This is a genomic window from Pseudomonas sp. ES4, assembly GCF_050586665.1.
Classification (GTDB): domain Bacteria; phylum Pseudomonadota; class Gammaproteobacteria; order Pseudomonadales; family Pseudomonadaceae; genus Aquipseudomonas; species Aquipseudomonas frederiksbergensis.
Map to the genome: position 1 here is coordinate 151,771 of NZ_JBOBDO010000010.1, position 14,567 is coordinate 166,337.

Here is a 14,567-nt window from a genome sequence, read left to right on the forward strand (position 1 = left end):
ATGAGCATCAACGATAAACGCATCCGCGAATTCGCCTATCAGATCTGGGAATCGGAAGGAAAACCCGAGGGCCAGGACGCTCGCCACTGGGAGATGGCCCGCAAACTGGCCGAAGCCGAAGCTCTCGCACCGAGCAAATCGCCGAAAGCCGCTGGCAGCAAGACCGACGGCGCCAAGGCTCCGGCCAGCAAAGGCAATGGCAAGGCCGCGGCGCCAAAAACCAAAGCCAAGCCCGCCGCCGCCTCCAAGGTCGTACCGCCGGGCGAAAAAGCCAGCGAGAAAAAGCCTCGAGCAGCGCGTAAGCCGCCCGCTGTCTGACGCCTTTCACTTTTGTCCTGATTGACTTCGTGGCGAGCCTTCTCGCCACCGAGGGCTCGCTCGCCCTCGAAAAAAAACCAGAGCCACGAATTGTCCCCCCTTTGCAGGAGCACTTATGACCAGTCCGAAGAAAGCCGCGCCAGAACCTCAGCACGAGGCCTCGCGAATCCGTGAAGGCCTGCCCTTCCCGCTGGGCGCGACCTGGGATGGCCTGGGGGTCAACTTCGCCTTGTTTTCCGCCAATGCCACCAAGGTCAAGCTGTGCATCTTCGATGATGCCGGCGAGGTCGAACTGGAACGCATCGAACTGCCGGAATACACCGACGAGATCTACCACGGCTACCTGCCCGACGCGCACCCGGGGATGATCTACGGCTACCGTGTCTATGGCCCGTACGACCCGGCAAACGGACATCGCTTCAACCATAACAAACTGCTGATCGACCCCTACGCCAAACAACTGGTCGGCCAGTTGAAATGGTCCGAAGCCCTGTTCGGCTACACCATCGGCCACCCCGACGCCGACCTCAGTTTCGATGAGCGCGACAGCGCCCCGTTCGTGCCCAAGTGCAAAGTGATCGACCCGGCTCACACCTGGGGTCACGACCATCGGGTCAGCGTGCCGTGGGACAAGACCATCATTTACGAGACTCACGTGCGCGGTATCAGCATGCGCCACCCCTCCGTCCCCGATAACGTGCGCGGCACCTTCGCCGGGTTGATGGTCGATGACGTGCTGGAACACATCCGCAAGCTCGGCGTGTCGTCTGTCGAATTGCTGCCGATTCATGCCTTCGTCAACGACCAGCATCTGTTGCACAAAGGCATGACCAATTACTGGGGCTACAACAGCATTGCGTTCTTCGCTCCCGACCCGCGTTACCTGGCCAGCGGCAAGATCGCCGAATTCAAGGAGATGGTTGCGCACCTGCACGAAGCCAATCTTGAAGTGATCCTCGACGTGGTCTACAACCACACCGCCGAGGGCAACGAACAAGGCCCGACCCTGTCCATGCGCGGCATCGACAACGCCTCTTACTACCGCTTGATGCCCGACGACAAGCGCTTCTACATCAACGATTCCGGCACCGGCAACACTCTGGACCTGAGTCACCCGTGCGTGCTGCAAATGGTCACCGACTCCTTGCGCTACTGGGCTTCGGAAATGCACGTCGACGGTTTCCGCTTCGACCTGGCAACCATTCTCGGGCGTTATCACGACGGCTTCGACGAACGTCACAGCTTCCTTGTGGCCTGCCGTCAGGACCCGGTGCTGCGTCAGGTGAAAATGATTGCCGAAGCCTGGGACTGCGGCCCCGGTGGCTATCAGGTCGGTAACTTCCCACCGGGCTGGGTCGAGTGGAATGACAAATTCCGCGACACCGTGCGTGCATTCTGGAAGGGCGACGACGGCCAACTGGCGGACTTCGCCAGTCGCATGACCGCTTCCGGCGAGATGTTCAATCAGCGTGGCCGGCGGCCGTACGCCTCGGTGAATTTCGTCACCGCCCACGATGGTTTCACCTTGAACGACCTGGTGTCGTACAACGACAAACACAACGAAGCCAACGACGAGAACAATCAGGACGGCAGTAACAACAACCTGTCCTGGAACCATGGCGTCGAAGGACCGACCGACGATCCCGAGATCAATGAGCTGCGTCAGCGCCAGATGCGCAATTTCTTTGCCACGCTGCTGCTGTCCCAAGGCACACCGATGCTGGTGGCCGGCGACGAATTCGCTCGAACCCAGGAAGGCAACAACAACGCCTATTGCCAGGACAGCGAGATCGGTTGGGTCAACTGGGACCTGAGCGAAGACGGCAAGGCCCTGCTCAAGTTTGTCAAACGGCTGATCAAGTTGCGCCTGGCCTATCCGATCCTGCGTCGCGGTCGGTTCCTGGTGGGCAATTACAATGAGGACATCGGCGTCAAGGACGTCACCTGGCTCGCCCCGGATGGCAGCGAAATGTCTGTCGAACAATGGGAGGAAGCCCATGGCCGCTGCCTCGGCATGTTGATGGATGGCCGCGCCCAGGAAACCGGTATCCGCCGCAAAGGCGCCGACGCCACCTTGCTGTTGGTGGTCAATGCGCATCACGACATCGTCAATTTCCTGCTTCCGGAAGTGCCCGACGGCGGTTTCTGGACCTGCATGATCGACACCAACCAACCGTCGATCAGGGGGCAGGAACGCTTCGAGTTCGGGCACGAATATTCAGTCACTGGCCGTTCGCTGCTGCTGTTCGAATTGCAGCGTGAGGAAGAAGAGTGAAATAAACCTTCAAGACTTCCGGCCATATTCGCCCCCCACAGCGATCCATTGGCCGGGATCGGGACACAGCCGGGGGTAATAAAACCGCACCGGATTGAACATCGGGGCGACGAATAGCGTGACATGAGCAATACTCTGTTCGCGGCAATCCAGGGTTTGGAGCGCCGCACATTGCTATCAACGAGAACAAGGACGTAGCCATGAAAACGGTCTCCATCAGTGAAAGCAGACTCTGCGCCCAAATCTGGAACAGCGCGCCGCAACTGGACAACATCCCTGTCATCAGCACTCAGACCCTGGTCCCCGCCGGCGCACGCGCTGTAGTGATTGCCCCACACCCTGGCGATGAAGTCGTGACCTGCGGCGGCCTGCTGCAGCTGCTCAGCGCCTTGGGTCATCCCCTCCAATTGATCTCGATTACCGACGGCAGCGCCAGCCATCCGGGCTCGCAACAATGGTCGGAGAAACGCTTGAGCGTGTTTCGCCCCCAGGAAAGCCTCGAAGCCTTGCGCCGGCTCGGATTGCCGATGCACAGCCTCAAATGGATTCGTGGCGGCTTCACCGACAACGCCCTGGCCGAACGGGAGTTTCAGATGACTCAGTTCATTGCCCGTTATTTACGCCCCGGGGATGTGGTGTTCAGCACGTGGCGCGAGGATGGCATTGTCGACCATGACGCCGTCGGCCGGGCCAGCGTCAAGGCCGCGGCCATGGTCGGGGCGACGCTCAACGAAGTACCGGTCTGGGCCTGGCACTGGCCAACGCGTGATCGAGGGCTTATCCCCTGGCATCGCGCGCGCAAGGTTCGCCTGGACACCTGGACCGTCGCGCGCAAAAGCCACGCTACCCACGCCTATGCCAGCCAGCTCGACGGCGAACCGGCCATCGGCCTCGCCCCGCTGCTGCCCCCGGTGCTTCTGGAACGGATACGGTTGCCCTATGAAATTGTCTTCGTCTGACATAAGCCTGTAGCAGCTGTCGAGCTTGCGACGAATCACTCTGAACTGCCTGCCGCTGTATCAGTCGCATGCATAACCCATCCCATTCAGAGGAGTGAACGTGACCAGTGATTCCAAGTGGCAGGCCGTCGAATCATCTCCATTGAATACGCCCCCCGCGATTCATCGTCTGAGAGTGCTGACGGTCAACACCCACAAGGGTTTTACCGCACTCAACCGACGTTTCATTCTTCCGGAATTGCGTGAAGCGGTACGCAGTACCTCGGCGGACCTGGTGTTCTTGCAGGAAGTCGTCGGTGAACACGACCGCCATTCCACTCGCTACAACGATTGGCCACAGACCTCACAGTACGAGTTCCTGGCCGACAGCATGTGGAGCGACTTCGCCTACGGTCGTAACGCGGTCTACCCCAACGGTCACCACGGCAATGCCCTGTTATCGAAATACCCGATCCGCGAACACCGCAACCTCGACGTCTCGATCACCGGCCCCGAACGCCGCGGCTTGCTGCATTGCGTACTGGATGTGCCGGGTCACAAAGAAGTGCATGCGATCTGCGTGCATTTGAGTCTGTTGGAAAGCCATCGCCAACTGCAGCTCCAACTACTCTGCCAACTGCTCGAATCGTTACCCGACGATGCGCCGGTGATTATCGCCGGCGACTTCAACGACTGGCAGTTGCAAGGCAACACCGCCCTCGCCCGGCGCGACTATCTGCATGAAGCCTTCGAGCGCCACCACGGTCGCCCGGCAAAAACCTATCCGGCACGCTTTCCGCTGCTGCGCCTGGATCGGATTTATCTGCGCAATGCCAGCAGTCATGAGCCGCGAATATTGGGGCACAAGCCCTGGACGCATTTGTCGGATCACTTGCCATTGGCGGTGGAAGTGCACCTTTGAAACGCCCAATAGCTTCGTAGAATACGGTGCCTGAAAACGAAATCCCTTGCCCTACCTGTTACTTCTGACAGTAGCGACTTCCAAAATCTGTTGATACGGTTCGCAGGTCCGTACCCGTTGCATGTACGAGCTTTCAACCGTAGCAGCCAACGTTGCCGAAGGTTTCCAGTTCGGGGACTTGTATTACCGATGTCGTCTCGCAATTCACGCTGCCAAGGACGTCAGACTCTTTTTCACCCACTACGAGTGAAGGGGTCGGACGCCAATCGATGCGTGGAGACGAGCATGATATTTCCGACAGAATTGCCCAACTACCGTTACTCAGCCTGCGCCGTTTCTCTCTGTTTATGGATAGGCTGGTCCAACACCGCCCAGGCGAGCTGTACGCTCACACCGACCGCCGGCAACGACAATTACGTGTGCGACAGCACCAGCGGTGGCCCGCTGACCGACTTGTCGGGCAACAACACCCTGATCTTTCCCGCCAATGGCACCATCAATGGCGATGTAACCTTCGGCGCAGGTGCTGACCGGGTCGTCATGGCGGCGGGCACCATCGCAGGCGTACTCGATCAGGGCGACGGCGCCAATTTTCTGCAGATCGACAACGGGCAGATTACCGGCGAAGTCCACCAGCACAGCGGCATCGACACCTTCAACATGAATGGCGGGAGTATTCATTCTCTGGCGCAGGGCGATGGTTTCGACCAGTTCCTGATGACTGGCGGCACGATTGCCGAGGACTTTGAAGATGGTGACTTTGCGCAGATGACCGGTGGCACGATCGGTCGCGTCAATATGAAACTCGACGACAACACCTTCGACATGTCCGGCGGCCAGATCCTCGGCAACCTGGTGACTGGTTTCGGCACCGACACGATCATCGTGTCCGCCGGGCGAATCGGCGGCAACGTCAGTGTCAGCGGCGGCAATGACAGCATCACCGTGACGGGTGGCGAGATCCTCGGCGAGGTCCGTGCCAGCGCCGGTAATGACACGTTGGTGTGGAATGGTGGCGGCATCATCCGCTCTGCCATCCTCATGGGCACCGGCAATGACAGTGCCACCTTGGGAAATCTCGGCCAAAGCACCCTCGCCCTCACCCCGAGCATTGATGGTGGAGACGGCACAGACCTGCTGACCTTCGATGACACCACCGCAGCGGGTACTCCCCGGTACATCAACTGGGAAACGGTCAACCTGAACAATGGTTCGCAGATCGATCTGGCCGGCATTTTTGTATTGGGCGACAGTGCCAGCGGCACCGGTGTATTCAACATCGATGGCAGCAGCACGCTGACGTCGACCCAGGGCCGCATCACGCCATTCACCGCCGGCCAGCGTGCAACCTTGAACAATGCCGGGCTAATCGACCTCAGCAGCGGCAATAGCCGGACCGACGATACGCTCACGGTGCAGGGTAATTATTCGGGTAACAACGGCCAGTTGTTTTTGCAAAGTGCAGTCGGCGATGACAACTCCCCCAGTGACAAACTGGTGGTGAACGATGGGACATTGACCGGCAGCACATTGATCACGGTCACCAATCTGGGCGGAACCGGCGGGTTGACGTGGCAGAACGGTATCGAGTTGGTACAGGCGCAAGGCACTGCTGTCAGCACCCCCGATGCGTTTGCGCTCAAAGGTCCGGTCTCTGCGGGTGCCTTCGATTACTACTTGTTCAAAGGTGGCGTTACCGCAAACAGCCAAAACAATTGGTATTTGCGCTCTGCCATTGTGGCCCCCACGACCCTCACCCTCCCCAACCCGGATCCGGCCTTGCCACCGATTGTCGTCCCGGTTGTCGCAACGCCGGTACCCGCACTTGCACCCGTCGGCAGCCCACCGTTGCCGGTTTTGCCGACAGCCGTACCGGGCGCGTCACCGATTGCGCTGTACCGCCCCGAGGTTCCAACCTGGTCGGTACTGCCTCCCGCCGCCGCGCAACTGACCCTCAATGCACTCGGCACTTTCCATGATCGCCAAGGCGACCAGCGCCTGCTCCACGAAACCGGGGCCTTTGGCGCTGGCTGGGGCCGGGTCTATGGCAAGAATGTGAATCAGACCTGGGCCGGCACCGTAACGCCAAGGCTCGACGGTTCGCTCAGCGGCTTTCAGGTGGGTAACGATGTGTACAGCTCACTGACTGTCCATGGACAGACCCAACGCATTGGTTTTTTTGTCGGGCATACGCGTTTGCAGGGCGATGTCGACGGTTTCAACCAAGGGTTCGAAAACAAACGTGCAGGCAAAGTGGAACTTGAAGGCGACAGTTATGGCGTGTACTGGACGTTGACCGATCCCAAGGGCTGGTACGTCGACACCGTCCTCATGGGCACTCGGCTCGACGGTGACAGCCACTCCGAACGCGGCCTCAAGCTGGATAACCGAGGCCATGCCTTGACTGCTTCGGCGGAAGCCGGCTATCCAGCTCAAGTGACGGGTAACTGGGTGGTCGAACTCCAGGTGCAGCTCATCCATCAAAAAGTCTCGCTGGACAGCCAGGACGACGGCATTTCCCACGTCTCATTCGACTCCGACGGAGCCTGGACCGGTCGCCTCGGCGCTCGACTAAAAGGCCGCTACCAAGTCAGCGGACGACCACTGGAACCTTACATTCGAGCCAATCTGTGGCACACCCTTTCCGGTACCGACTCGGTCACCTTCGACGGTGTGGACCGGATCGATACCGAGCAAAAATCGTCATCGGCCGACCTCGGTGTCGGTGTTGTGGTTAGCCTCGCGAAAAGCGTGAGCGTGTATGGCGCAGTCGACTACACCAGCAATATCGACAGTCATCAGCAGCGCGCAACGTCTGCAAATATCGGTGTCAGGGTGAGTTGGTAGACCGGTAGCCCACTATTAAAAACGCTCTGGGACGCAGGTTTCTTGACGATTTTTCGAACAAACAACAGCTTAGATGTGCGGCGAAAATCAGTCACTTGCGAACCCTAAAATACACGTACCACTTATCGGCCATTTTCTTGACGCAGTATCAAGGGTCTTCTTAGCTACACGTTACTACCCCCGGAAATACACCAGGGGCAAGCCTCCAGACACCCGCAAAAACGGGCGGCCAGAGGCTTGCCCCATTACATTCGGTCGCCCCTCATTCGGGGTAGGAGAGACGCCAGAGCGAGATACCGCATGCGATTGCAAGGTAGACCTCCATGAAAACTTCATTCACCCAACAAGAGATCAAAGTTACTTTTTGCACTGTATCGAGCTCACTCCTTCTGTGCTCGTCCATGGAAGTGCAGGCAGGGCCGGCAGCGGATGAAGCCACGCCTTGGTACCGTCAGGATGTTCCGGTCATGACCTTACCCGCTGTCACTTTCACCGCTCCCTACTCCCGCCGCTTCAGCGCCGCCTCCGATACTCGAAGTTCGCGCCTGACCATCGAGGACGCTGCGCCTTCGGCCTGGGATCAGGTATATGGACAAGCTTCGCGGCAAGCGCAAACCGATGTTCTGGCTCAGGGGTTTGCCGGCCCTGGCAGTAGCGAATTCAAAGGTCCGGCGATCCTGACTCTAAAAAGCGGTAGCGGTCATACCCAGCGAGTCGGACTGGTTGGCGGCACCACTCAGTTACAAGGCAACAGCAACGGGCTGCTGACCGGTCGCGCCCATGCTGACCCCAGCCACGACACCCTCAGCCTCGAAGGCCAAAGCCTCGGTGCTTACTGGAGTTTGACCGGTCCCCAGGGCTGGCACGTGGATTTGACGGCCAGCGGCGGTCGGGTCAACGGCTATACCCGCAATGACCAGGGCGCCCGAATGGCGACCGAAGGCAGCGCGGTGACGCTGTCGGTAGAAGGTGGTTTCCCCATTGGCCTGAGCGACAACTGGGTCGTTGAACCCCAGGCGCAGTTGATCAATCAACGCATTACCCTGGACACCCCGTATGGCGGGTCTGGCAATGCCTCGTCCAGCGAACTGACGTCCTGGAGCGGGCGGGTCGGTGCACGCTTGAAAGGTAGTTACGACATCAACGGGCTGGGGGTCGAACCCTATGTGCGAACCAACCTGTGGCACACGGTGTACACCGGCAATACGGTGAACCTCGATCAGGTCGAGAAGATCAGCAGCAGCCGTTATTCATCGACCGTCGAAGTGGGTTTGGGCCTGGTGGCCAGAGTGACACCTGCTGTAAGTCTTTACGTCAGCGCCGACTACAGCAGTGATGTGGATGACAATGATTTGAACGGGTTGATTGGGAGTCTGGGTGTGCGGATGCGGTGGTGAAATGATCGTTCCCACGCTCTGCGTGGGAATGCCTCCAGTGACGCTCTGCGTCACATCGTAGGAACGCGGAGCGTCCCGGGCTGCATTCCCACGCGGAGCGTGGGAACGATCATGTGGGAGCGAGCCTGCTCGCGATGGGAGCGACTCGGTTCTGGATCAACCCTCCGGACGCAGCATCAACACTGCCAGCGGTGGCAGGTTCAATACCAATGAGAGTGCCTGGCCGTGGCTCGCCTCGTCCTCGGTAAACGCCCCGCCGCTGTTGCCATAGTTCGAACCGGCGTAAGTGGCCGCATCGCTGTTGATCACCTCGGTCCAACGCCCGGCAAACGGTACGCCGATGCGATAACCCTCACGCGGCACCGGCGTGAAGTTAGCCACCACCAACACCGGCCGCCCATCCCTGCTCCAGCGCATGAAGGCGTAGACGCTGTTGGTGGCGTCATCGCCAATCAACCACTGGAAGCCTTGTGGCGCGTCGTCCTGATCATGCAGCGCCGGTTCTTCGCGATACAGCCGATTCAGATCGCCGACGAGTTTCTGCACTCCTTTGTGTTCCGAATACTGCAGCAAGTACCAGTCCAGTTGCTGATCGTGGTTCCACTCACGCCACTGACCAAACTCGCACCCCATGAACAACAGCTTCTTGCCTGGATGTGCCCACATGAAACTGAGGTAGGCGCGCAGGTTGGCGAATTTCTGCCAGCGGTCGCCGGGCATCTTGTCGATCAGCGAGTGCTTGCCGTGTACCACTTCGTCGTGGGAAATCGGCAGGATAAAGCGCTCGGACCAGGCATACACCAGACCGAAGCTCAGTTCGTTGTGGTGATGGGCGCGGTACACCGGGTCTTGCTGGATGTAGTGCAGCGAATCGTGCATCCAGCCCATGTTCCACTTGTAGTCGAAGCCTAGTCCGCCCTGTTGCGTGCCCTGGCTGACACCCGGCCATGCGGTGGATTCTTCGGCGATCACCAGCGCGCCGGGGGCTTCGAGGTCGACCACGTCATTGAGATGGCGCAGGAAGTCGATGGCTTCGAGGTTTTCCCGACCGCCGTGGCGGTTTGGCACCCATTCGCCGGCCTTGCGCGAATAATCGCGATACAGCATCGACGCCACGGCATCGACCCGCAGGCCGTCGACGTGGAAATGCTTGAGCCAGTGCAGCGCCGAAGCCAGCATGTAGCCGTGCACTTCGGTGCGACCCAGGTTGTAGATCAGCGTGTCCCAATCCTGATGGAAGCCTTCCTGCGGGTTGCCGTACTCGTACAGCGCAGTGCCATCGAATTGCGCCAGGCCGTGGGTATCGGTCGGGAAATGTGCCGGCACCCAGTCGAGGATTACACCGATGTCGGCCTGGTGGCAGGCATTGACGAACGCGGCGAAGTCATCCGGCGAGCCGTAGCGGGCGCTCGGGGCGAATTGCGACAGCAGTTGATAGCCCCAGGAACCGCCGAACGGGTGTTCCATGATCGGCATCAGCTCGATGTGGGTAAAACCCAACTCCTTCACGTAGGGAATCAGCCGTTCTGCCAACTCATGCCAGGTGTACTGCCGGGCGACCTCACCCAGATCATCCAGCTCACATTGCCACGAGCCAGCATGCAATTCGTAGATCGACAGGGGCGCACTTGGCCGATGACGGTCGCCCCGCGATTGCATCCACTCCTGATCCTGCCAATCGATGTTCAGCGGCGAAGCGACTTTTGACGCGGTGTCCGGCGGCAGCGAAGTGGCCAGCGCCATCGGGTCGGCCTTGAGCGGCAGAATGCCGTGGGCGCCGAGGATTTCGTATTTGTACGTTTCCCCCGCTTGCATGCGCGGGATGAAAATCTCCCATACGCCGGTAGGATGGCGCAGGCGCATCGGGTGCCGACGACCGTCCCAGTTGTTGAAATCCCCGACCACCGACACCCTTTTGGCATTCGGTGCCCACACGGCGAACCGCACGCCATCGACACCATCGACGGTTTTCAGCTGCGCGCCCAGGCAAGCACTCAGATCGCGGTGATTGCCTTCGGCGAACAGGTACAAGTCCATCTCGCCGAGCAACGGGCCAAAGCTGTAAGGGTCTTCGCAAACCTGTTCGCCGCCAGCCCACCGGGTTCGCAGCAGATACGGCTGCGCCCGATCGAAGTGCCCGACGAACAGGCCCGGCGTCTGGGTGGCCTCAAGGTTGCCGAGTTCTTCCCCGGAGTCCTTGGCCAGGACCTGCACGCTCAAGGCGTCCGGCAAATAGGCCCGAATGAATTGCCCGCCGGCACCATCGCCGTGGGGACCAAGAATTGCAAAGGGGTCGTGATGTTCGGCGCGTACCAGCGCGTCGATGTCCCGCGATCTGGGCAGCAACGCTTCTTTAGCGTGTCCCTGTTCCTTGTTCGAGAAACTCATGACTACTCTCCACCAAGATCGGAAAAGGGTTTAAGCCCACTCAATAACCCATACAAACCGTGCAACGGCACGGGCAACCATGTGGGGCGATTTTCCGCCTCATAGGCCACTTCATACGCTGCCTTCTCCAGGCCGAACAACGCCAATGCGGCGTCCTCGCCTTCCGGATCTTGCCATGCATGAGCAAGACTAGCTGCCGCCAGCCGATAAGCGTCGACAAATGCTTGTCTTGCTTCAATCAAATAGCGATCGGCGACACGTTGACGAGCGGCTTGGGCATCGACCGTGTTGTCGACGTTGTGCACATTCATCGCCATTGCCGCAGCGTAGTCAAAGGAGCGCAATACCCCACTGACGTCTTTGTACGGGCTGTGTTTGCCCCGTCGTTCGTGCAGTGGTCGGGCCGGCTCGCCTTCGAAGTCGATCAGGTAGGCGTCACCCTTGATCACCAGCACCTGGCCCAGGTGCAAGTCGCCGTGGACGCGAATGCGCAGACCACCAACGGCTTTTTTGCCCAGCTCCTGAACATGGCTGAGGATGGCTTTTTTGTTGTCCAGTAAATGAGTGACCAAGGCTTTGTCTGCCGGGTTCAATTCGCTTTGATGCTGTTTGAGCAACTTCAGCGCGTGTTCCAGTTGCGCCACCACGTCCTTGGTGCAAGCCAGGGCATCTTTCTGGGTGGTGACCTGCGGGGCGAAGTCCGGATTGTCGCTGGGCGCTGCCAGTACCTGGTGCATTTCACCCAGGCGCTGGCCGAGCATGCCGGCGAAGTCTTTGAGTTCACCCAAGGCGTTGTAGTGTTGCTCCTGCTCGGACACGGCGTCGGCCAGTTCGTCGCGCAGTGCCCGTTCGAGGTTGTTCTGGGTCCATTCCCAGGCGTCGCCCTGATTGCTCAAGTAGCCTTGGGCAATCATCAGCAACGTTTCCTCGCCCGCCGGATCACGGCGAACCACTGAACCCAGCAGCGGCGAGATATTGCGGAAACCGGCGTGAGTCAGGTACGCGCTCATTTCCAGTTCCGGGTGCACGCCGGACGCGATCTTGCGGATCAGCTTCAGCACCAGACAGTTGCCGATCACCACCGAACTGTTGGACTGTTCGGCGGACAGGTAACGCACTTCCGATTCCCCGGTCAGGCCGAGTTTCGCCAGCTCCCACGTTGGCTCAAAGCAGATATCGCCCGCACTGGATGGCACTACGGTATTACTTTGCATGCCCTGCAACACTGCATGCACGAAGGTATCAAGGCTGAAGGCATCGGTGATCAAGCCGACCTGACGCACGCGCCGGACCCGCGACAAGGCCAGTTGCTGAGGCAACGCGGCGCCCACCTGATCTTCAGAGATAAAACCGAACGGTAACTGATAGCGGCTGGTCTGGCCGCCGCTGGTGACATCGATTTCACTCAGCAATACGGGATGCAGCGGATCGCCGAAGCGCACGCCGTAAGCGATGTTGACCTGTTCGATGGCCGCGTCCTTGCCGGCAAACCAGCGGCGGTTCTGCAGCCAGCTCGGCAAGATGCCCTGCTCCAGCGTGTCGCGAGACGGCGCTTCGAGCAGTTCTTCCATGCGTTTCTTCAGCACCAGCGTGGTGAAGTCCGGCAGGCTTTGCGCCGGTTCCACGTGCCAGCTCGGCATCTGGTTTTCCGCCGCCAATACAAACCAATAGAAGCCGTAAGGCGCCAGGGTCAGCAGGAAATTCAACTGGCCAATAGGCGGGAAGGCGTTACCGCCGAGCATCTCCACCGGCACCATGCCGACGTAGGCCGACAGGTCCAGCTCCGCTGCTTGCGCGCTGCGGGACACGTTGGCGACGCACAAGATGATTTCGTGCTTGCCGTCCGGTCCGGTGAATTCCCGGGTGTAGGCCAGGATTCGCCGGTTAGTCGGCGAAAGCATCTTCAGGGTGCCGCGGCCGAAGGCCTTGGACTGCTTGCGCACGGCGAGCATGCGCCGGGTCCAGTTGAGCAACGAATGCGGGTCGCCGGCCTGGGTTTCGACGTTGACCGACAAGTAACCATATTGCGGGTCCATGATCGGCGGCAGCACCAGGCTGGCCGGGTCGGCGCGGGAGAAACCGCCGTTACGGTCAATCGACCACTGCATCGGCGTGCGCACGCCGTCACGGTCGCCGAGGTAGATGTTGTCGCCCATGCCGATTTCATCGCCGTAATACAGGGTCGGCGTGCCGGGCATCGACAGCAGCAAACTGTTGAGCAGTTCCACGCGACGACGATCGCGCTCCATCAACGGCGCCAAGCGGCGGCGAATCCCCAGGTTGATCCGCGCCCGACGGTCGGCCGCGTAGTAATTCCACAGGTAATCGCGCTCCTTGTCGGTGACCATTTCCAGCGTCAGCTCATCGTGGTTGCGCAAGAAAATCGCCCACTGGCAGTTGGCCGGGATCTCCGGAGTCTGACGCAGGATATCGGTGATCGGAAAACGGTCTTCCTGGGCCAGCGCCATGTACATGCGCGGCATCAGCGGGAAGTGGAACGCCATGTGGCATTCGTCACCGTTCAGGCCTTTGGCGTCGGTGTCGCCGAAGTACAGTTGCGTGTCCTCCGGCCATTGGTTGGCCTCGGCCAGCAGCATGCGGTCCGGGTAGTTGGCGTCGATTTCGGCACGGATCTGCTTGAGGACGTCGTGGGTCTCGGGCAGGTTTTCGTTGTTGGTGCCGTCGCGTTCGATCAGGTACGGAATCGCATCCAGACGCAAGCCATCGATGCCCATGTCCAGCCAGTAGCGCATCACCGACAGCACGGCTTTCATGACTTGCGGGTTATCGAAGTTCAGGTCTGGCTGGTGGGAATAGAAGCGATGCCAGAAGTACTGGCCGGCCACCGGATCCCAGGTCCAGTTGGACTTCTCGGTGTCGAGAAAGATGATGCGGGTGCCGTCGTACTTATGATCGTCATCGGACCAGACGTAGAAATCCCGTGCCGCCGAGCCTTTCTTGGCCTTGCGCGCACGCTGAAACCAGGCGTGCTGGTCCGAGGTGTGGTTGATGACCAGTTCGGTAATCACCCGCAGGCCACGTTTGTGGGCTTCAGAGATGAAACGCTTGGCGTCGGCCATGGTGCCGTAGTCGGAATGCACGCCACGGTATTCGGCAATGTCGTAGCCGTCATCGCGTCGTGGCGAAGGATAGAACGGCAACAGCCAGATGGTGTTGACGCCCAGATCGGCAATGTAGTCGAGTTTGGCGATAAGACCGGGAAAGTCGCCGATCCCGTCATTGTTGGAGTCGAAATAAGACTTTACGTGAACCTGGTAGATCACCGCATCCTTGTACCAGAGCGGGTCCTTGATAAAGGTGGCAGCCTTGGGTTTCTTCGCCATTTGAAACTCCTGTTGAAAACTGGAAAGCGCCTTGTCCCAGATCGTTCCCACGCTCTGCGTGGGAATGCCTCCACGGACGCTCCGCGTTCGGCTCTGGATGGGACGCAGAGCGTCCCGGACTGCATTCCCACGCAGAGC

General features: G+C 59.7%; 8 protein-coding genes. 6 read left to right on the forward strand and 2 right to left on the reverse strand.

All coding sequences use genetic code 11. The annotated features are described in order from the left end of the window. The 6 genes from ACQ4OB_RS14000 to ACQ4OB_RS14025 all read left to right on the forward strand — a co-directional run bounded on the left by ACQ4OB_RS14000 (position 1) and on the right by ACQ4OB_RS14025 (position 8,697). The gene (locus tag ACQ4OB_RS14000; protein ID WP_430955878.1) at positions 1–318 is read left to right on the forward strand and encodes a DUF2934 domain-containing protein; all 318 of its coding nucleotides are present in this window, start codon (positions 1–3) and stop codon (positions 316–318) included. A 115-nt stretch (positions 319–433) separates the two neighbouring features. Then, positions 434–2,593 (forward strand): glycogen debranching protein GlgX, encoded by a 2,160-nt coding sequence (glgX, locus tag ACQ4OB_RS14005; protein ID WP_430955879.1) that lies wholly within the window; start codon positions 434–436, stop codon positions 2,591–2,593. A gap of 200 nt (positions 2,594–2,793) precedes the next feature. Beyond that, complete coding sequence (locus ACQ4OB_RS14010; protein WP_074876770.1) at positions 2,794–3,552, forward strand: PIG-L deacetylase family protein; 759 nt, start codon at positions 2,794–2,796, stop codon at positions 3,550–3,552. A gap of 100 nt (positions 3,553–3,652) precedes the next feature. Continuing rightward, on the forward strand, positions 3,653–4,453 hold the full coding sequence (locus ACQ4OB_RS14015; protein ID WP_074876771.1) for an endonuclease/exonuclease/phosphatase family protein: 801 nt from the start codon (positions 3,653–3,655) through the stop codon (positions 4,451–4,453). Positions 4,454–4,738: 285 nt separating this feature from the next. Then, entirely contained in the window at positions 4,739–7,300 is a 2,562-nt protein-coding gene (locus ACQ4OB_RS14020) for an autotransporter outer membrane beta-barrel domain-containing protein (protein WP_430955880.1), read from the forward strand. Positions 7,301–7,623: 323 nt separating this feature from the next. Further along, positions 7,624–8,697 (forward strand): autotransporter domain-containing protein, encoded by a 1,074-nt coding sequence (locus ACQ4OB_RS14025; RefSeq protein WP_074876775.1) that lies wholly within the window; start codon positions 7,624–7,626, stop codon positions 8,695–8,697. 156 nt (positions 8,698–8,853) lie between these two features. Here the strand turns inward: ACQ4OB_RS14025 and glgB are convergent, their stop codons facing one another. Together glgB and treS are read right to left on the reverse strand one after the other, a co-directional pair. Continuing rightward, complete coding sequence (glgB, locus tag ACQ4OB_RS14030) at positions 8,854–11,085, reverse strand: 1,4-alpha-glucan branching protein GlgB (protein WP_074876777.1); 2,232 nt, start codon at positions 11,083–11,085, stop codon at positions 8,854–8,856. A gap of 2 nt (positions 11,086–11,087) precedes the next feature. Continuing rightward, positions 11,088–14,429, reverse strand: a complete 3,342-nt coding sequence (treS, locus tag ACQ4OB_RS14035) for a maltose alpha-D-glucosyltransferase (protein WP_074876779.1) — start codon at positions 14,427–14,429, stop codon at positions 11,088–11,090. Positions 14,430–14,567: the final 138 nt, after the last annotated feature.

What these genes read in the sequence shown, in the direction of transcription:
- ACQ4OB_RS14010 (WP_074876770.1), top strand. Translation starts at nt 2,794, where the DNA reads ATGAAAACGGTCTCCATCAGTGAAAGCAGACTCTGCGCCCAAATCTGG.
- treS (WP_074876779.1), bottom strand. Translation starts at nt 14,429, where the DNA reads ATGGCGAAGAAACCCAAGGCTGCCACCTTTATCAAGGACCCGCTCTGG.
- ACQ4OB_RS14020 (WP_430955880.1), top strand. Translation starts at nt 4,739, where the DNA reads ATGATATTTCCGACAGAATTGCCCAACTACCGTTACTCAGCCTGCGCC.
- ACQ4OB_RS14000 (WP_430955878.1), top strand. Translation starts at nt 1, where the DNA reads ATGAGCATCAACGATAAACGCATCCGCGAATTCGCCTATCAGATCTGG.
- glgX (WP_430955879.1), top strand. Translation starts at nt 434, where the DNA reads ATGACCAGTCCGAAGAAAGCCGCGCCAGAACCTCAGCACGAGGCCTCG.
- ACQ4OB_RS14025 (WP_074876775.1), top strand. Translation starts at nt 7,624, where the DNA reads ATGAAAACTTCATTCACCCAACAAGAGATCAAAGTTACTTTTTGCACT.
- glgB (WP_074876777.1), bottom strand. Translation starts at nt 11,085, where the DNA reads ATGAGTTTCTCGAACAAGGAACAGGGACACGCTAAAGAAGCGTTGCTG.